We start from the raw sequence: 19,472 nt of genomic DNA on the forward strand, positions 1-19,472 counted from the left end.
CGTGTAGGTCACCGTGGAGGTGGCGCCGATCTCCAGGTCGCCGGTCCACGTCAGCTTCGGCGACGCGAACGACACCGAACCGATCGTCGCCGCGCCGTCGTTCTGATAGTCCGCGTCGTCGAGGACCTGGGCCAGGTCATCGGTAAAGGTCGCTCCGGTCAACTTCGTCTGGCCGGTGTTGGCGACGGTCACCGTGTACTTGACGACGTCACCGGGATTCGCCGAGGATTTGTCGACCGACTTCTCGATCTTGAAGCCCGAGACCGGCGTGGTCGTGCCGCACTTCGGATCCATCGAACCCGGCGGACAGTTCCCACCCGGAGTCTCCGACGTGACCACGTTGATCAGCTTGTTGTCACCGGCGTTCGGGTTCTTCACCTTGACCGAATAGGTCACCGTGGAGGTGGCGCCGATCTCCAGGTCGCCGGTCCACGTCAGCTTCGGCGACGCGAACGACACCGAACCGATCGTCGCCGCGCCATCGTTCTGATAGTCGGCGTCATCGAGAACCTGCGTCAGGTCATCGGTGAACGTCGCACCCGCCAACTTGGTCTGGCCGGAGTTGGTGACCGTGACCGTGTACTTGACGACGTCGCCGGGATTCGCCGACTGCTTGTCGACAGTTTTCTCGAACGTCAGGCCCGAAACCGGTGTGGTGGTTCCGCACTTCGGATCCGTCGAACCCGGCGGACAGTTCCCACCCGGAGTATCCGACGTGACCACATTGGACAACTTCTTGTCGCCGGGGTCGGGGTTCTTCACCTTCACCGTGTAGGTCACCGTGGAGGTCGCACCGATTTCCAGATCGCCGGTCCAGGTCAATTTCGGTGAAGCGAACGACACCGCGCCGATCGTTGCCGCGCCATCGTTCTGATAGTCCGCGTCATCCAGGACCTGCGTCAGATCGTCCGTGAAGGTCGCACCGGAGATCTTGGTCTGCCCGGTGTTCCGCACGGTCACCGTGTACTTCACGACGTCACCGGGGTTCGCCGACTGCTTGTCGACAGCCTTCTCGATAACCAAGCCGGAAACCGGCGTCGTGGTACCGCACTTCGGATCCGTCGAACCCGGCGGGCAGTTCCCACCCGGAGTCTCCGAAGACACCGTGTTCTTCAGCCGGTTGTCGCCCGTGTTCGGCTTCTTGACCTTGACCGTGTACGTCACGGTGGACGTCGCACCGACGTCGAGGTCACCGGTCCACGTCAGCTTCGGCGACGCGAACGACACCGCACCGATCGTCGCCGCGCCGTCGTTCTGGTAGTCGGCGTCGTCGAGCACCTGCGTCAGGTCGTCGGTGAACGTCGCACCGGAAACCTTGGTCTGACCGGTGTTCCGCACGGTCACCGTGTACTTCACGACGTCGCCCGGATTCGCCGACTGCCGGTCGGCGGTCTTTTCGATCAGCAGGCCGGAAACCGGTGTCGTGGTACCGCACTTCGGATCCGTCGAGCCCGGCGGACAGTTACCGCCAGGAGTTTCCGACGTCACGACGTTCTTCAGCCGGTTGTCACCGCTGTTGGGGTTCTTCACCTTGACGGTGTAGGTGAACTCCGCGCTCTTCCCCGCCGCGAGCGTGCCGGTCCAGGTCAGTTTCGGCGCCGCGTAGGACACCGAACCGGGCGACGCGGTGGCGTCGTTCTGGTAGACCGCGTCGTCGAGCACCCCGGTCAGATCGTCGACCACCTTGAGATCCGCCGCGGTCACCTTCCCGGTGTTGGCGACCTTGACCGTGTACCGCACGGTGTCGCCCGGGTTCGCGGATTGCTTGTCCGCGGTCTTCGTCACCGTGTACGACGGTGGGGGCACCTTGGTCTTCGCGCACGCCGCGGCGGGATCGTCCGGGCAGCGGTTGTCGGGCGGGACGACCGGCGGCGGCCCGGTCGGCACGTTCGCTCGGTTCACCAGCTCCTTGCCGATGGCGGCTTCGCCGACCTTCACGCGCACGGTCAGCGTGGCCGTCTCTCCGACGGCGAGACCGTTGACAGCCCAGTCGATCGGCCCGGTACCGGACGCCGTGCCCTTCGAAGGCGTGGACGACACGTGGGTCGTGCCCGGCGGCAAGGTGTCGCGCACCGTGAGCGCGGGCACCGGGATCACGCCGGTGTTCCGCAGGGTCACCTGGTAGGTCAGGGTGTCCCCCGGGATCGCCTCGGCGAGGTCGACCGACTTCGTCAGCTGGTACCCGGGCGAGGCGACGGTGTTCCGCACCGTGTTCGAGGTGCGTTCCTGCGGACGGCCGGTGTCCTCGCCGCGGAAGGCCAGCTTGCCGGTGTTGTCGAGTTTGGTGCCGTCCGGCACCGAGGCGCCCACTTTGACTTTGAAGGCGACCTTCTGCGACTGGCCCGGCGCCAGGTTCCGCAGTCTGCACGTGACCACCTGCCCGGCGGCCGAACAGTCCGGATTGGACCCGGCCACGAAGGTGACGCCATCCGGCAGCGTGTCGGTGAGCACCACGTTCGTCGCGGTGTCGAGGTCGGTGGTGCTGCCGTCGGCGTGCTTGTTGGTGACGTCGAAGGTGTAGGTGACGTCGCCGCCCTTGGTCACGTAACCCGGTGGGCTGTCGTTCGTGTTGCCGACCGGATCGTTGGCCTTGGTGATCTGCAAGTCCGGCTCGAGCGCGTCGGTGACCAGCCAGACGACCTGCGGGTACAGCGCGTCGCCGGTGGTGCCGATCTTCACCTGGAGCGCGCTGGTGCCCGCGGGGACCTTGCCGGTGATGTCGATGCTTCGGGCGTCGTACCCGACGTTGTTCACCGGATTGGGGTTTCGCGTGGTGACGTTCGAGCCCGACCCGTTGGCCGCGACCTTGTCGATCCGGCTGCTGAACGCGTTGTTCGTCACCGTGCCCGCGGGTCCCGGCAGGGAGATGTCCTGGAGGCTGCTCGCGTTCGGCCCCACCTGGAGGTAGTCACCGCTGATGGGCGCGTCGCCGTCACCCGCGACGATGCCCAGTTCGACGTTCGGCTGGCGTGACGTCGGAGCCTTGATGCCGCTCAGCGCGATGGTCGACGAGGTCGGCGCGCCGCCGCCCGCGACCCGTTGCAGACCGTCCCACACCTGGAGGTAACGCAGCGGTTCGCTGGGCAGCTCGTAGGCCACGACCAGCGACCAGCCACCCCAGCAGCCGAGGTTCGTCCCGCTGATCGACTGGCCCTGGCAGGCCTGGATGTCGGCGACCGTGTACTGCCCGGTCCCGGCGTTCGTGACGAGGTTCGTGACGTCGGCCGCGCCGCCGTAGGTGTACGGGACCGGGAAGCCGGAGGTCGCCAGCGCGGGGAACCAGTCGTAGGTGTCGGCGGTGATCCGCTGGTAAGCACCTGAGCCCGGGGTCTTCATGGAGACCTGGTTGCCCCTGCTCCCGTCGCCGGAGGTCCCGGCGGAAGCGACCGGGTTGAACTGCCAGTACAACCGGGCGTTGAGCACCTTCGCACCGGCCGGGACGGTCAGGTTCGCCGCGGAGGCGGTGTTCCCGGGCGCGGCCGGGTCGGTCTTGATCCACGACACCGGGCTCGCGTTGCTCGCGGACTCGTTGCAGACCACGCCGATGCCGCACTGCACGACGGAGTTCGCGGCCATCGTGATGCCGCCGTGCGCCAGCCCGGAGTACACCGGCTCAGGCCCGATCGGCCGCTCGGTGCCTGCTCCGCGCGGCTGCGTCTGGGCACTCGCGGGCAGCGGGGCACCCATCAGCAGCGCCACGACGATCACCGTGAGCAGCGCCAGGCCCCGGCGCCACCGATTCCGCCCACGACGTTCCGCCATGCCGCCTCCGCCTCACCCCTCGCTCCCGTCGGCCGAGGTCGGGACGGCGGGGACAGCGAGTCCGATAGACGGTCATCCTGTGTCGGCGAGATCGCCGACGGCAACCGGTACCGGCGGTGTCCCCTGGATAGAACCCGTTGAGTGGCCCCGAAACCCCCGGACGGGTGATGAACCGTCCACAACGGACGGAAAGAAAGTGGGTGGCGTTTGAGCGCGAAAACTGCCATCGTCGAACGCGTGATCGAAATTCCTTACCACGGCTCCGGTCCTTATTGTTATGCCCATTCACTCGCGATGATGCTGGGCTCCGGAGCACCGGGGATCGGTGTACTCGAAACCGTGACCGGCAGCCCTTTCGGCATGCAGCTGGTCGGCGGGTCGCTGCCGTTTTTCGACGCCTTCGGCTGGGATCCCGATCTCGGCGTCGAGGAGGCGCTCGACGTCCTCGGCTGGACCGCGGAAACCGTGAGCGAACCGGATCCGGACGCCGCGTTCGCCCGGCTCGCCGAATGCCTGGCCGACGGCCCGGTCCTGATCGGCCCGGTCGAAATGGGGCATCTGCGGCACCAACCGGGAATGACCGGGCCGATCGGGGCCGACCATTTCCTGGTCGCGCTCGCGGCGGACGCCGAGTCCGTCCTGGCCCACGACCCGCAGGGCTACCCGTACGCGCGGATCCCGCGGGCGGATTTCGCCGCCGCCTGGCGTGCCGAAACCGTCGCCTACGGAAAGCCGCACACGCTGCGCACGAATTTCGTCCGGCACACCGTCGTCACCGACGAAGCCGCCATCAGCGCGTCGCTCCCCCGCGCGATCAGGCGGCTGAGCGGTGAGACCGGCGCGGGACTCCCGCCCGGCAGCCTCGGCAACGGTGCCGCGGCGCTCGCGCTGGCCACCCGGATCGAGGCAGGCTGTGACCCGGACCTGCGCGGCATGCTCATCCACTTCGCGATCCGCGTCGGCGCCCGCCGGCTGTCCGACGCGGCGGTGTGCCTGCGCCGGGTCGGCCACGAGGCGGCGGCGGAAATCGCCACCGGACAGGCCCGGCTGGTCGGTTCGCTGCAGTACGACCTCGTCGTCGAGGACGACGCGCGTGCCGCGGAGACGCTCCGGACACTGGCCCCGACCTACGAAGAACTCCGGCGGGCGCTCACGTCATCCTGACGATCTCGCGCGCGATCACCTCGGGCTCGGTCTTCGGGACGTAGTGGCCGGACCGCTCCGCGATCACGTGCCTGCCGCCGGGCGAGAGTGCCACCCGGTGCGCGTGCGACGCGTTCGCCCGCGCCCGCATCCCGCCGGACAGCCCGCCCCCGCCGAGCCCGCCGGACACCACCGTGACCGGAATGTCCCCGAGCACCGGCGGATCGTTCCGCCAGACGGCCAGTTCGTCGAGGAAGGTGCGGGCTTGCTCCCGGTGGGTCCGCATCGTGCCGACGGTGAACGCTTCGCGTTCGAGGTCGCGGCGGACGTCATCCGGGATGCCTCTCAGCAGGCCGCGGAAGACGACCTTGAGCAGGCCGAGCCGCGCGAGCACGGCCCCGGCCTTGAGCATGACGCGTTCACCGGTGCGGAAGGCGCGGCCGAAGAGGACGTCCGCCGCCTCGTCGGTCGGGTCGACCAGGACCAGTCCGGCGATCCGCTCGGGGCGGCGGGCGGCGGCCTGGCGCGCGATCGGCCCGCCCGCGCTGTGCGCGACGAGGATGTAGGGCCCCGGGCCGAAGTGGTCGAGGACGTCGTTGAGGTCGTCGGCCATCCGGCGCAGTGTCCGGCCATCGGGGTCCGGGGCGCTGCGGCCGAGCCCGGACCGGTCGTAGGCGATCGCGCGGACGTGCCTGCCGACCTCCGGCTGGACCGCCGCCCAGGACGACCGGGTGGCGGCGGCCCCCGCTTCGAACACGACCGTCGGCCCGGTGAAACCTTCGGGTCCGGGGAGCACCATCGCGTGAAGCCGTCTGCCGTCGCGGGTGACGACCCACTCCCGCTCCCCCTGTGTATGGGTCATCGTGCGCCGATCCTCCAGCCGGTGGCGTCGATCTGCCGACGCCAGAACTCGGCGAAACGTCCTTGCCGCGCGAGAAGTTCTTCGACGGTGCCGTCCTCGGTGATCCGCCCGTCCTCCAGGAAGAGAACCCGGTCCGCGTGCCGGATGCCGGCGATCCGATGGGTGACGATCACCCGCGTCCGCGACGGGGAATCGGCGCTGAGGGACCGGACGACGGCGTCCTCGTTCTCGGTGTCCAGCGCGCTGGTGGCCTCGTCGACCAGCAGCACCGGCGCCGGTTTGAGCAGCGCGCGGGCGATCGACACGCGCTGGCGCTCGCCGCCGGACAGCGCGCCGCCCGCCTCTCCGACGGCCGTGTGCTCCAGCAGCTCGCCGACCCTGGCGAGCTTGACGACCTCGGCGATCCTTTCCTCACTCGCCGAGGGATCCCCGGCGAGGACGTTGTCCCGCACCGAACCTTCGAACAGGTACGGCTGCTGGAAAACGACCGTGACGAGCTCCCGCCGGGCGGCCGCGGACAGTTCCGCGAGATCCGTCCCGTCGGCCAGCACGCGCCCGCTCGTGGGCTGGTGCAGACCGGCGAGCAAGGCGAGGACGGTGCTCTTGCCGGAGCCGGACGGCCCGACGATCGCGGTCGTCGTCCCCGGTTCCAGGGTGAGGGAGAAGTTCTCCAGCACGGTTTCGGTGCCGGGCGCGTACCGGAAACCGACGTCCTCGAACCGGATCCGCGGCGCCTGCTCGCCCGGTGGGCCCGCCTCACCCGCCGGGGCCACAGGCGCGGTGAGCACGGTCCGGATGCGGCCGAGGGTGGTGGTGGCGGTCTCGATACCGGGCGCGAGATCGCCGAGCGCGCCGAACGGTTCCAGGTACCGGGCGATCACGACGATCAGGGCGATCGCCTCGGGGACGTTCAGGCTTCCTCGCGTGGCGAGGAGAACAGCCGTCCCGGCGAGCAGGACCAGCGCGAGCTGACCGGCGATGCCGAACAGCACCTGACCCGGGATCTGCAGGCGCAGCAACCGGACGGTCGCGCCGTGGTGCGCGGCGAGCGCGGCGCCGGCGTGACTGCGCGCGGGTTCCACGCGGCGGGAAGCGCGCAGCGTCTGCTGGGTGCGGGCGAACTCGACGATCCGCTCGGTCAGCGTGGTGTTCGCTTCGGCCGCCGCGTGGTCGGCGCGCCGGGTGATGCGCCCGCTCGCCCACAGGGCGCCCAGCAGGACCGGGACCCCGGCCAGCGCGGCGAGCCCGAGCGGCCAGGCGATCGGCAGGAGGGCCAGCGCGATCGCGACCGGCAGCAGGACCGCGCCGATCAGCGGGGTGAGCAGATAGCCGACCAGGCCGACGAGGTCGGGACCGGTCGCGGCGATGGCCTGGCGGGCGGTCTGGGTGTGCTCACTGTCCAACCAGGACAGACGGACGTTCGTCAGATGATCGGCGACGTCGTGCTGGGCGTGATCCAGCACCCCGAAACCGAGATCGAATCCGAGTCTTCCCACGACCGCGTCGATGGCCCAGCCTGCCGCGGTGACGGCGGCGAGCGCCCCCAGCCAAGGCAACGCTTCCGCGGGTTCGGCGCCGAACAGGGCACCCACCAGCGGCACGAGCAGCACGACGCCGGTGGCGCGCAGCAGCACCGAAACCACGGCGAGGACGACGTAACGCCGGAACGCCCGGTGTTTCGTCCCGGGGATCAGGCTCAGCAGTGTGCGGATCACGCGGTCACCTCCGCACCGGCTCCGGCCTGCCACAGGCGGGTGTAGCGGCCGTCCGAGGCCAGCAATTCTTCGTGGGTCCCGCTTTCGGCGATCTTCCCGCGGTCGAGGACCACGATCCGGTCGGCGCCGGTGACGGTGTGCAGGCGATGGGCGATGACCAGGACGGTCCGGCCCGCGGTGAGCCGGTCGAGTGCTTGCTGCACGAGGTACTCCGACTCGGGATCGGCGAAGGCCGTCGCCTCGTCGAGGACGAGGACAGGGGCGTCGGCGAGGATCGCGCGGGCGATGGCCACCCGCTGACGTTCCCCGCCGGACAACTGGGAACCGGCACCGAGGACGGTGTCGTATCCCTGCGGCAGCCGCAGGATCCGCTCGTGGATCTGCGCGTCGCGGGCCGCGGCGAAGACCTGGTCTTCGCCGGCGCCGGGGACCGCGAGGGCGATGTTCTCCCGCACGGTGCCCTGGACGAGTTGCGGATCCTGCAACACGAATCCCACCCGGCCGTAGAGTTCGTCGGCCGCGAAAGAACGGATGTCCTTCCCGCCGACCCGGATCGCTCCCTCGGTCACGTCGTGGAACCGGGCGACCAAGGCGGCGAGGGTCGACTTCCCCGCTCCCGAAGGGCCGACCAGCGCGGTCACCGTGCCGGGCCGCAAGGTCAGGGAGACATTCTCCAGCACGGGAACCCCGCTGCGGTAGGCGAAACCGACCCGGTCCAGTTCCACGGTGCCCGGCTCGACACCGCCTCTGCCGTCGAGCTCCACTGTGGACAGTTCCGGTTCGTCGAGGACGACCTGGATCCGGCGGGCGGCGAGCATCCCCTCGCGGACGCCGCCGAGGCCGTACCCGATACCCAGCAGCCGGGCGCCGAACGTGGTGCCCAGCAGGAGGAACGGGATCAGCGTCACCGGCTCCGTACCGCCGCTGACCACCATCGGCGTGCCCACGCCGGTGATCAGGAGCAGGAAAGTGGCGGGCCGGGTGGCGAAGTCGAGCATGGTCTTCTTGCCGGTGAACGGGCGCTGCCAGTCGCCGAGGAAGCCGATGTACTCATCGAGCCGCCGCCGGAACGACGACGCCGCCGCCCCGCCGAACACCCGGATCACCGGCTGGCCCTCCAGGTACGCGCCCGCCTCCCCGGCCATCCGCTCCGCCCAGCGCATCGCCTGGCCGGTCTTGGGTCCCGATTGGACGAGCATGATCGACGTGGTGACGAGGTAGACGAGGATCGGGACGAGCAGGACGAGGGCGAGCCGCCAGTCCACCGCGAACAGGTAGGCCAGCACCGCGACCGGCGCGACGACGGCAGCCACCGCGTCGGGAACGGCGTGCGTGACCAGATAGTGGAGCGAAAGCGTGTCTCCCTGCACGAGTTTCGCGATCGCGCCCGAACCGCGAGCGGTGAACCAGCCCAGCGGGAGCCTCGCGAGTTTGCCCAGCAGCCGGTGCCGCAGGTCGCGGGCGAACCGCGCGTCGGCGGCGTGCACCCAGAGCACGAGCGCGGATTCGAGCAGCGTTCCCACGCCGAGCAGCACCAGCGCCGAGACGCCGATCGCCCACAGGGACCCGCCACCCTCGATCAGCCGCCGGATCAACTCCACCAGCAGCACGAACGGCGCGAGGCCGAGCAGCGTCACGACGGCTTGCAGGATCCCGGCGAGGATCAGCGTCCGCCGCACCGGCGCGAGCAGCCGTCCGGCGGCCTGTGCCCGCCATGCCCCCTTGGGCGCTTCCTTGACCGGCTTCGGTGCTTCGGCGGCAGGTTCTTCCTTCTCCCCACGGAAAGCACCCATGGCCCGGCCGTAGTACCAATACGCCCGGCCGTGCACCTCGGATTTGGGGAAGCCGAACGTGTCACGCAGACGCGTTTTCAGCTGCTTGAACGAACCGGCCTCCGTCGCGAGCCAGGCCTGCCAGTCCGACCAATCGCGCGTCTCGATCGCCGCGGCCAGCGACGTCGCGTCGAGGCGCGGCACCCAGTGCACAGTCAGCCGCGCGTGCTCCCCCAGCGGGATCAGCCGGTCGGTCTCGTCGTGTTCTTCGAGGTAGAGCTCGACCGGGAGATCGGCCGGGATCACTTCGAGGATCGCGTTGATCGCGGGGATCGACGCGGAGTCGCCGATCAGCAGGTAGCCGGCGGGTGGTTCGGCGGGGACCGAGAAGGACGAGGAACCCAGCGACATCACCGGAACCGTCGCTCCGGGCCGCGCTTCACGCAGCCACCGCGACGCGGGACCGGCGGGCTCGTGCAGGACGACGTCGATCGCGAACGCGCCGGTCTCCGGATCGGCTTCGGTGAGCGTGTACGCGCGCTGGAACTCCGTCGGGCCGCCTTCCGGGTCCGGGAACCAGAATCGGAGCCAGACCGTCGGCTCCACGACGACGTCCTCGAACAACGTCGGCGAGACGAACCGGACGCGCACGAACTTCGGTGTTATCTCTCGAGTTTCGACGACGGTCGCTTCGTGGTCCCGGGCCCCGAAACCCCGCATCACCGCGCCTTGGAATCCACGCGCCATCACAGCCCCTCCCCGGTGGCCGCCAGATCGGCCACCATCTCGGCGACCGGCCTGCCCGGCGGGCAGGACTCGATCAACCCGCGGATCGACGCGGTCAGCAGCAGCCGCACGTACTCGGGCCGCGGCACCTGCGGCAAAGCGGCGGACGGCCCGGCGAGCCGATCGTCACCGGCCAGCCGGTCGCGGACCGCCTGCCGCTCCCGATCCAGCCCGGCGCCGTCGGCCTCCTCGGCCGCCACGCTGTTCTCCTCCGACGCGGTCATCGCGATGGTCAGCGAGGCGACGGCGCCGCTGAGCACGATCGCCGCGCCGGGCTCGTAACCCCGGCGGACGAGCGCGTCGACCTCGGTGGTCAGCAGGCGCTGACCACCGTCACCGCGCGGGAACAGCAGTTGCAGGTAGGTGACCAGGCCGGGGTGCTCCAGCACGAAGGCCCGCATCTGCAGGGCGAAGGACAGCAGGTGCTGTTCGAGGTCGTGTCCGGGATCGTCACGGAGCCGGAGCTCGGCCAGGATGCTCTCGCCGACCAGCCGCTCCAGTCCCCAGCGGGACTCGACGTGCCGGTACAGGGCGGTCGCGGTCACCCCCAGCCGGACCGCGACCGCCTTCACGCTGAGCCGGCGCATCCCGAGCTCACGACCGGCGCGGACGATGTCGTCCCTCGCGATCATGGCCGGACGGCCCCCGATGTTCGGCATCTCGCCCCTTCACCCCGTGGAAAGTTACAGGGGGAAACTAAGGGTGGGCTAACCTTGGTGTCAAGCGGTACTCCGGACGGTGGCCGGAAGCTGCCTGGGCGCGAAGCCTTGGTCCGTGAAGTACCCAGCGATTCACCGAATACGGACCCTATGGAATGGGGTCAGGCGGTTTTGGAACCTTCACCACTCGCGTCGCGGAGCAGATCTTCGGTGAGGACGGTGCGCGAAGGCAGCCCCAATTTGCGCAGCGCCCGTCCGATATGGATCTCGACCGTCCGCGGCGAGAGGAACAGCCGCTCGCCGATCTCCCGGTTGGTGAGGTTCTGAGCGGCGAGCCTGGCGACCTCGAGCTCCCTCGGCGACAATGCCTCGCCGTAACCCTTGCGGCCGCGCCGGGGCATTTCCGGATCGCACCGTCGCAGTGACCGGCGACAGCGGAGCGCGTCGACGGCGGCGCCGAGGCTCGCGTACACCGTCTCCGCGGTGGTGAAGGAGGCGACGGCGCGTGCCTGTTCTCCGGCTTCGGAGAAGCAGCCGGCCGCGAGTTCGTCGGCGTAGGCGGCGAAATACGGGAAGGGCAGCGCGCTGTAGGCCTGGGCGGCACCGAGCAGCAGGTCGCCGGCGGGGAGGGTCTCGCCGCGCGCTTGGGTGAGCAACCCTCGGCACAGCAGCGCCGACGCGTTGGCGACCGGCGCGTCCTTGCCGTCGATGCCCTGCCGGTACTCCGCGAGCAGCTCTCGCGCCTCGACGTGCTGCCCCAAGCCGAGCATGGTGCGCACGGCGAACGGCATCAGTTCGGCCGCCCAGACCCAGTTGTTCTTGCGGCGCACGGTTTCCAGGCCGTACTCGGCCAGGCGCCGGGCGGCTTGCAGGTCCTTGCCCGCCTGATGGACCGCGACGCGGCCCGCGTACGCCGAAGCCTGCACCGGGACGCTGCCCGCGGAAAGCGCGAACGCCGCGTCGAAACTGCGCAGCGCCGCCGTCGGCCGGTGCTGGCCGTACTCGTACCAGCCGAGCACGAGCAGTGGCTCGGCGGCGAGCGAACTGTCCTTGTCGACCCGAGTCAGCATCGCCCGCGCCTTCTCGGCGACGCTCGCCCACTCCCCCATCGCGAGGTCCAGGCGCAGTTCCGTCCCGTCGGCCAGCGCGTCGAGATAGGGCTGGTGGTCGTCCCGGATCAGCCTCCGCGCGGTCGCGAGGTAGGCCCGAGCGACCGGGTAGTGCCCGTTCCACGCCACCGCGTCGGCCAGGTTGATGTAGGTGCGGGCCACCTGACGGCAGACCTCGGCCGATTCCGGCGCCCTCGGGAGGTCCGCGATCCCTTGCCAGGCTTCCGGATCGGCGATCTGCATCCGCGCCGAGAGCCGGTTGGCGGCGATCGCGGCGAGCAGCCCGGCGTCGTGCTCCCCCTTGCTCACCTGTTCCGCCTCGTCGAGCCAGCGCAGGTTCTCCTCGACAGGGACCGTCCCGATATGGGGCAGCGCCAAGGTGACCAGGCCCCTGGCGAGCAGGGCCTGCCGCCTGCCGAGGTCGGCCGCGCCCAGTTCGATCTCGAGCCTGCCCGCTTCGACCTTGCCCACCTGGTTGATCAGCACCTGGCCGAGATGGACCCGGATCTCGCCCCGCGCGGCCTTGCTCAGCGGCCATTCGCGCAGGATCTCCCGCAGCAGCCGGACCGTGCCCGCGTGGGCGATGCTGCGCGGCAGTTCCCGGCCGAGCCGGACGGCGAACGACTCCCGCGCGGTCCGCGGCAGATCCGCGTCCCGCAAAGCCGCTTCGAGCAGGCGGCTCGCTTCCTCGGTCCGGCCGTCTTCGATGGCGTTGTCGACGGCGACGCCGGTCCACTGGGTCCACGCGGCGATGTCTCCCGCGAGCCGCGCGTGGCGGGCGATCAGCGAGGCGAAGGGCTCGGCGCCGGTGGCGAGCCGAGCAGCCGCACGGCCGTGCATCGAGCATCGTTGAGGCCCGGGAAGCAACGCGTAGACCGCTTCGGCGATCAGCGGGCTTCCCGAGACGTACCGGCCACGGCCGAGATCTCGCAGCAATCCCGCTTCGACGGCTTCGGTGACCGCGCCGGAGATCTCGCCGGACGACGACGCCGCGACCGCGCCCAGATCCGGTTCCCCGGCGGGCGAACCCAGCACCGCGGCCGCGCGGACGACGTCCCGTGAGGCCGGGCCGATCGCGTCCATGAGTCCGGCGACCCGGCCCCGCACGATCAGCGGCACGGTCGCCGACGCCAGCCTGTCCGCCGAAAGCGCTTCCGCCGTGTCGCCGACGCTCTGGACCAATGCGGTCAGGTCGGCGGCGATCCCGGACGTCCGCCGGTGCGCCGCTTCGGCGAAATCCGGGGCGCACCGGCCGAAGGACGCGTCGAGCAGTGTCCGCACCTGGTCGGCGGTGAACGCCGGAAGCGAGAGCTGGGCGGCGGTTTCGCGCAGCGGCGGGAACCGACGGGACCCGCACGCCACCGCGCTGACCACCACACTCAGCGCGGCCGCCGGGGACGCCGCGAGCCCGCGCAGGAACTCCCACGTGTCGTCGTCGGCGGAGTGGGCGTCGTCGAGTATCAGCACCGCGGGACCGCAGCCGGTCAGGACTTCGCGCACGGCACGGAACTCCTGCTGCCGAACGGTGTCGGCGTCCGCGTTCTCCGGGAACGGCGGCAGCCACCCCGACCATTCGGGGATCAGCCGCCGCAGGACGCCGGTCACCGGGGAAAAGCCGCCCGCGTGGGCGGCGGCCACGTCGCTCTTCCCGAGCAGCGCGTCGACCAACGGCGCGAGGCGGCACGGCCGCGCGAAGGAACCGCAGCGGGCGGACCAGACCACGCGCGACGCGATCCCGGGATGGACGGCCAGTTCTTCGAGCAGACGGCTCCGGCCCACACCCGGTTCGCCCTCGACGACGGCGACCGACGGCGGGCGGCAGGCGACGCGCACCAGTTCGGCCAATGCGGTGTCGCGGGCCACGAACACCGGTGCCGCACCGATCGTCGGCATGCCCGGGACCATACCGATAGGACACCCGCCGAAAGGCGGGAACACGAACAGTGACCACGGGCCACGCGCTTTCCGCTGGTCCACACCACCTGAGTCACGACGTTAACTCGATCGGCCGACGCCGACCTGCGCTACGCGAATCCCCGCATCGGCAATACGGACCCTTAGGTATTGGCGCGAACCTTGCCACGAGGCCACCGGAGGGTGAATCTCAGACTGTTCGCGGTGCCCCTATGTCACCTCGTCACAGCGCAAGTCCCCTGCTCGCGCCGGTCGGCCGCCCATTCGGGTAGCCGAAGTCCCCACCCCGTCCCGTTTGGGTAGCCGCCCGCGCGTGCTTCGCGTTCGACCATCCAGTTAGGAGTGTTCCGACGGTGAAGACCTCATTCAGGCGCGGGCTGGCCACGGCCTGCGCCGGTGTCGCCGCGTTGGTCGCCTTGCAGGCGCCCGCCTCGGCGGCGCCCGCGATCACGGCCGCCACCACGATCCCGATCAAGATGCAGGCGCAGGAGAAGAGCAACTGGTGCTGGGACGCCAGCGGCAACACCATCGCCGCCTGGTGGGGGCACAGTATCTCCCAGACGAAGTTCTGCCAGGTCGCGCACAACGAGTCCGGTTCGGACTGTGCGAACAACCAGGGCTACCTGAGCGATCAGCAGCGCGTGTTCCGGTGGCTCGGGTTCAGCAACGTCGGCAGCTACAACTCCTCGGGCCAGACGCTGAGCTTCGCGACCATCAAGGCCCAGGTCGACGCGCGGCAGCCGATCGGCACCCGGATCGGCTGGCGCAACGGCGGCGGGCACATGCACGTGCTCTACGGCTACGACAACACGAACGGCGCCACGACGGTGTACTACGGCGACCCGTGGGGATCGAGCCCCCGCTACAACCAGATGAGCTACAACGCCTACCGGTCCAACAACTCGTTCACCTGGACCCACACCGTCTACGGGATCAAGGACTGAAACCATGAAGCGAACCTTCCTCGGCGCCACGATCCTCGCCCTCGGACTGTCACTGGCACTCGGTGGCCAGGCCTCCGCCGCCGACGCCCCCAGCGGCGCGCCCACCGCCGCCGACCTCGCCGCGGTGTCCACAGTGGTCACCAGTGACGCGACCACCCAGCGGCTCGCCAAAGCGGTGTTCCCCGGCGCGGCCAAAGCGGACACGGCCATCGCGGCCAGAACGGCCAAAGCCGATCCCCGGACCCCGGTGGCGGTCTACCAGCCGACCGCGGGCTTCATCGCCGGAACGTCGGCCGTCCCCGCACAGCTCGCCTATGTCGCCACTCCCGCCACCCTGGGCAACGGCGACGCGGCGACCGTGTGGTCCCAGCGCGAGGGCTCGGGCTGGTCGGTCTACAACGTCGCCTCGGGTGACGTCGAAAAGCGCCTCGCGGCGCAGGTCGGCAAGGGCTACCTCCTGAGCGAACCTCAGGCGGGCGCCTGGTACGCCGTCGACGGGGACACCGTGACCGTCCTCGACGGCTCGTCGGTGGCGAAGACCGGCGAGAAGATGACGCTCGCCGCCTACCGCGAGGCTCTGCAGAGCCGCTACGGCGACAAGCTGCCCGGCTCGACCTACGACCGCACCGGTGCCGCCGGTGGTTACGGTGCCGCCCCGGTGGGCGACACCGAGGTGCCGTGGTGGCCGTACGCGCTCGGCGCGGTCTTCCTCGCCGCGGCAGGCGCGGCAGTCACCCTGCGGCTTCGGCGGCAGTAAGCCCTTCGGGGCCGAAGGACGCTTTCCCCGCGTGACATGTGGGGAAAGCGTCCTTCACCGCGTGGCATGCGGTGAAGGACGCTTTCAGCCCTCGGCCTAAGCGAACGTGTAGTCCTCGACCGGGAAGCTCTGTGCCTCCTTGATCGCGTTCAGCGTGGACGACGGCCGCAGCAGGGTCGCCTCCCCGTGCGGGTTGAAGTAGTAGCTGTTCGCCGGGGCGCAGTTCCCGAGGGTGAAGATCGAGTCGCCGAGGCGTTCGGTCATCCGGTCGAGGAACGCGTCGTTGGCTTCCTGCGTGACTTCGAACTCGGTCGCGCCCCGCCGCCGCATCGCGCCGAAAAGCCGGTCCATATGGCGCATCTGCGTCTCGATGGTGGTGAAATAGGACAGTCCCGAGTACGAGTACGGGCTGTTGAGCGAAATGAAGTTGGGGAACTTGGGGATCGCGACGCCCTCGTAGGCCTGGAACCGGTTCTCCCGCCACCATTTCCCGAGATCCCTGCCGCCGCGTCCGATGATCTCGACCGCCGGGAAGTTCGCCTCCCACAGATCGAACCCGGTCGCCAGCACCAGGACGTCGATGTCCCGCCGCCGCCCGTCGGCGGTCTCGATCCCGGTTTCGTCGATCTTCGCGATGGACGTCGTCTCCAGGTGCACGTGGTCCTTGGTGAAGGCCGGGTAGTACTCGTTGGAGAACGTCGGGCGCTTGCAGCCGAACGAATAGCGCGGCGTCAGGTCCGCGCGCAGGCCCGGATCCCGCACCTGGCGGCGCAGATGCGCCTGGCACCACAGTTTGCCGAGCCGGTTGGCCGCCGGCAGCTGCTTGTAGTGCAGGACACCGGAGACCATCATCAGCTCCAGCAGCGCGGTCCCGGTCAGCCGGGCGACCCGCTGGGTGAACGGGAGCGCGGCGAATGCGCGCCGGAGGGCCTTGGGCACCGGGAAATCGAGCTTGGGGCTCACCCAGATCGGGGTCCGCTGATACACGGTGAGTTCCCGCGCGACCTTCGTGATCTCGGGGATCAGCTGGACCGCGGTCGCGCCGGTGCCGATCACCGCCACGCGCTTGCCCGCGAGGTCGTAGCCGTCGTCCCAGGCGGTGGTGTGGATGACCTTGCCGCCGAAGGTGTCGATCCCGGCGATGTCGGGTTTCTTGGGCTGGGAAAGGAATCCGGTCGCGGTGAGGAGGTACTTCGCGGTGACCGGTTCCCCTTCGGCGAGCGAGACCGTCCAGTGCGCGTTCGTCTCGTCCCAGACGGCGCCGGTGACCACCGAGCCGAAACGCATGTAGCGCCGCAAGCGGTACTTGTCCGCGACGTGCTCGGCGTACCGCTTGAGTTCCGCGCCTGGTGCGAAGAGACGCGACCAGTGCGGGTTCGGCTCGAAGGAGTACGAGTAGGTGGCCGACGGGATGTCGACGGCCAGTCCGGGATAGCGGTTCACATGCCAGGTGCCGCCGAGATCGGACTCGCGCTCCAGGATGAGCAGGTTGTCGTAGCCGAGCCGGTTGAGCTGGATCGCCGCGCCCATCCCGCCGAAACCGGCCCCGACGACGACGGCGTCGTACTGCGTGGTCATGCGTTTTCCTCCCGCTGGGTGTCCTGGTGGAGGCGGGCGCGGTAACCGTCCCGCTCGGGTGAGTCGGGGCGCAGGGCCCGGTCGTCCCGCACCAGCCGCCGGAAGGCGTTGAGCGCGGGTTCGGGGGTCACGGCCGCGAGGGAGGCCAGCACGCCGACATAACCGGGCACGGCGGTCTCCGCGGCACGGGTGCGGACGGAATCCACGACGGCGTCGGCGATCCGGCCCGGTTTCACCTTCGGGATCGGCCGCATGTCGAGCCCCGAGGCGAGCGCGGTGTCGACGGCCGAGGGCAGCACGGCGGAGACGCTGACGCCGTGTCGCGCGTATTCCAGCCGGGTCGCCGCGGTGAGCCCGACGACGGCGAACTTGCTGGCGTTGTAGATCGCCAGCCCCTGGACGGGGAACTTCCCGGCCAGCGACGCGACGTTGACGATGTGACCGCGCCCGCGCTCCAGCATGCCGGGCAGGGCCAGCCGCATGCCGTGGACGACGCCGAAGACGTTGACCTCCATGGTCGCCCGGTTGAGCGCGTCGGGAAGGTCGAGGAAACCGCCGTTGGGCATGATCCCGGCGTTGTTGACGAGGACCGCGAGCGGTCCGTTCGCTTCTCCGGCCTCGGCGAGGAAGGCGGCGAACGAGGTCTGGTCGGCGACGTCGAGGTGGTGCGCTGTCCCGCCGACGTCGGCCGCGGTGCGCTTCGCGGCTTCGAGGTCGAGATCGCCGATCGACACACGCGCGCCACGGGCGGCCATGCGTTCGGCCGTCGCGCGGCCGATGCCCTGTCCCCCGCCGGTGATCGCCACATGCGCGCCGTCGAGGTCGAGGTCCGGGTACTTGGTCATGCGCGCACTCCCTCTCGTTCGAAGGCGTCGGCGACCAGGCCGGGCGCCGTCCTCAACGCCGTGGCGAGCACGTGCTCCCGACGCCGTCCGTCCATGAAGTTGGCGCCCATGGCGGCCAGATCGGCCGGTCCCGGTTCGATCCGGACCACCCGGACGCCCGCCGCGCGCAGCCGCCGCGCCTCGTCGTCCACCCGCCTGGTCATCGCCGTCCGCAGCAGGCGTTCCAGCCGGGCGGCGCCGCGGGCCGGGGCCCCGCCCTCGCTGCTCATCGGCGCGATCAGCACCACCTCGCCGACGTCGCGGGCGAGGAGGAGATCGGCCGAGGTCGGGGAGACCGTCCCGCCGTCGAGCAGCGGACGTCCGTCCACGACGGACGGAGGGAACCAGCCGGGGATCGCCCAGGACGCGGCGATCGCCTCGCCGAGGCGAGCGGGCGGCGCGTCCGGGGAGCCGAGCGCGATCCGCTTCCCGGTCAGGTCCGCGGCCATCAGCCAGGTCGCGGGATGCGGAACCCAGCCGCCTGGCGCCAGCGCGTCGCCGAGGTCGCGAAGCCGGCCCGCGTCTCCCCTGCCACGGGGCAGCAGTCCCGCGAGGCCGGCGAGCGTGTCGACGTCCCGGCGCAGCGCGGCGCGGACCAGCCCGGTCGCGGGCCACCGCGGGGACGGCACCGGCGGGAACCGGTCCGGCGTCCGGCGGACGTGCGCGGCGACGACGGCGTCACCGCCGGGCGCGCCGGCCACCGCGTCGAGGATCGCCTTCGCCGGGATCCCCGCTCCGAGCATGGCCACCGCTTCGGCCCCCGCCGAAGTCCCGATCAGGACCTCCGCCTCGCGTGGGTCCCAGCCCGCCCGGGTGTGCAGCGCGTCGAGGACCGCGGCTGTCCAGGCGAACCCCAGGGTCCCGCCGCAGCCGAGCACCAGCGCTCTCGCGGAATGACGTGTCATTTCCGGAACGCTATGTCATTTGAACGCCCGGGGCAATAAGCTGGCGGAATGACGACGGAGACCCCGGTCAGCAGGGCCGCACGGAAGAAGCAGGAACTACGGCGCGAGATCGTGGAGACCGCGTTCGACTGCTTCGCCGAACGCGGCTACCACGCGACCGGTATCGCCGACATCGCCGCCCGGCTGGGCATCGGGCACGGCACCTTCTACCGGTACTTCCAGAACAAGCGGGACATCGTCGACCACGTGATCACGGACCTGGTCGAGAAGGTGGTCGCCGCGCTGGCCGCGGACAACGCTCCGGATGCGGTCAACAGCCTGGCCGAATACCGCAGGCAGAGCGCCCGGATCGGCGACGCGCTCGCCCGGATCTTCGGCGGCGACCCGCGGATGGCCCGGTTCCTCCTGCTCGAAGCGGCGGGCATCGACGCCGAGATGCGGGAACGGGTGCTGGACTTCTACGAGACCGCCGCCGAACTGACCGCGGGCTATCTCCACCACGGCGTCCGGCTCGGGTATCTGCACGAGGACCTGGACGTGGACTCCACCGCCCGCGCGATCAACGGCATGATCCTCGCGTCGATACTTTCGGAACTGCGCGATCCGTCACCGGAACGGCAGGCTGCGATGAGTCGAGCGGTCCGCCGCGTCATGTACGACGGTATCGCGGCGCCCAGCTGAA

13 protein-coding genes are annotated in these 19,472 nt (G+C 70.2%); 4 read left to right on the forward strand and 9 right to left on the reverse strand.

What is annotated here, in order from left to right; all coding sequences use genetic code 11:
* Positions 1-3,762, reverse strand: a 3,762-nt coding sequence (locus ACFWMR_RS17640; RefSeq protein WP_449224333.1) for a DUF7927 domain-containing protein, incomplete at its 3' end; no start/stop codon positions are given.
* Positions 3,763-3,999: 237 nt separating this feature from the next.
* On the opposite strand from ACFWMR_RS17640, the gene ACFWMR_RS17645 reads away from it, so the two are divergent.
* Positions 4,000-4,926: a hypothetical protein gene (locus ACFWMR_RS17645; protein ID WP_378379094.1), complete on the forward strand. Its 927-nt coding sequence runs from the start codon at positions 4,000-4,002 to the stop codon at positions 4,924-4,926.
* On the opposite strand, the gene ACFWMR_RS17650 is transcribed toward ACFWMR_RS17645, so the two are convergent.
* The 5 genes from ACFWMR_RS17650 to ACFWMR_RS17670 all read right to left on the reverse strand — a co-directional run bounded on the left by ACFWMR_RS17650 (position 4,913) and on the right by ACFWMR_RS17670 (position 13,701).
* Positions 4,913-5,767, reverse strand: a complete 855-nt coding sequence (locus ACFWMR_RS17650; RefSeq protein ID WP_378379095.1) for an alpha/beta fold hydrolase — start codon at positions 5,765-5,767, stop codon at positions 4,913-4,915. The two genes, ACFWMR_RS17645 and ACFWMR_RS17650, sit on opposite strands and share 14 nt — an antisense overlap.
* A complete protein-coding gene (locus ACFWMR_RS17655) occupies positions 5,764-7,482 on the reverse strand; it encodes an ABC transporter ATP-binding protein (protein ID WP_378379096.1) in 1,719 nt (572 codons plus the stop codon). The genes ACFWMR_RS17650 and ACFWMR_RS17655 overlap by 4 nt, the downstream gene beginning before the upstream one ends.
* Positions 7,479-10,001, reverse strand: coding sequence for an ABC transporter ATP-binding protein/permease (locus tag ACFWMR_RS17660; RefSeq protein ID WP_378379097.1), 2,523 nt, complete (start codon positions 9,999-10,001; stop codon positions 7,479-7,481). Before ACFWMR_RS17660 ends, ACFWMR_RS17655 begins: the two co-directional genes overlap by 4 nt.
* Positions 10,001-10,699, reverse strand: a complete 699-nt coding sequence (locus ACFWMR_RS17665; RefSeq protein ID WP_378379098.1) for a TetR/AcrR family transcriptional regulator — start codon at positions 10,697-10,699, stop codon at positions 10,001-10,003. The genes ACFWMR_RS17660 and ACFWMR_RS17665 overlap by 1 nt, the downstream gene beginning before the upstream one ends.
* 161 nt (positions 10,700-10,860) lie before the next feature.
* On the reverse strand, positions 10,861-13,701 hold the full coding sequence (locus tag ACFWMR_RS17670) for a helix-turn-helix transcriptional regulator (RefSeq protein ID WP_378379099.1): 2,841 nt from the start codon (positions 13,699-13,701) through the stop codon (positions 10,861-10,863).
* Positions 13,702-14,075: 374 nt separating this feature from the next.
* Here ACFWMR_RS17670 and ACFWMR_RS17675 point away from each other — a divergent pair, with 374 nt between their 5' ends.
* Together ACFWMR_RS17675 and ACFWMR_RS17680 are read left to right on the forward strand one after the other, a co-directional pair.
* Positions 14,076-14,666 (forward strand): papain-like cysteine protease family protein, encoded by a 591-nt coding sequence (locus ACFWMR_RS17675; protein ID WP_378379100.1) that lies wholly within the window; start codon positions 14,076-14,078, stop codon positions 14,664-14,666.
* Positions 14,667-14,670: 4 nt separating this feature from the next.
* The gene (locus ACFWMR_RS17680) at positions 14,671-15,423 is read left to right on the forward strand and encodes a hypothetical protein (RefSeq protein ID WP_093939403.1); all 753 of its coding nucleotides are present in this window, start codon (positions 14,671-14,673) and stop codon (positions 15,421-15,423) included.
* Between the two features lie 96 nt (positions 15,424-15,519).
* Here the strand turns inward: ACFWMR_RS17680 and ACFWMR_RS17685 are convergent, their stop codons facing one another.
* From ACFWMR_RS17685 to ACFWMR_RS17695, 3 genes are read right to left on the reverse strand one after another with little or no spacing between them, the layout of a single operon-like run.
* Positions 15,520-17,001 (reverse strand): flavin-containing monooxygenase, encoded by a 1,482-nt coding sequence (locus ACFWMR_RS17685; RefSeq protein WP_378379101.1) that lies wholly within the window; start codon positions 16,999-17,001, stop codon positions 15,520-15,522.
* The gene (locus ACFWMR_RS17690; protein WP_378379102.1) at positions 16,998-17,846 is read right to left on the reverse strand and encodes an SDR family oxidoreductase; all 849 of its coding nucleotides are present in this window, start codon (positions 17,844-17,846) and stop codon (positions 16,998-17,000) included. The genes ACFWMR_RS17685 and ACFWMR_RS17690 overlap by 4 nt, the downstream gene beginning before the upstream one ends.
* Positions 17,843-18,790: a patatin-like phospholipase family protein gene (locus ACFWMR_RS17695; protein ID WP_378379103.1), complete on the reverse strand. Its 948-nt coding sequence runs from the start codon at positions 18,788-18,790 to the stop codon at positions 17,843-17,845. The genes ACFWMR_RS17690 and ACFWMR_RS17695 overlap by 4 nt, the downstream gene beginning before the upstream one ends.
* A 48-nt stretch (positions 18,791-18,838) precedes the next feature.
* On the opposite strand from ACFWMR_RS17695, the gene ACFWMR_RS17700 reads away from it, so the two are divergent.
* Entirely contained in the window at positions 18,839-19,471 is a 633-nt protein-coding gene (locus ACFWMR_RS17700; RefSeq protein ID WP_093931865.1) for a TetR/AcrR family transcriptional regulator, read from the forward strand.
* Position 19,472: the final 1 nt, after the last annotated feature.

The organism is Amycolatopsis thailandensis (genome assembly GCF_042723255.1).
Lineage (GTDB): Bacteria > Actinomycetota > Actinomycetes > Mycobacteriales > Pseudonocardiaceae > Amycolatopsis > Amycolatopsis thailandensis.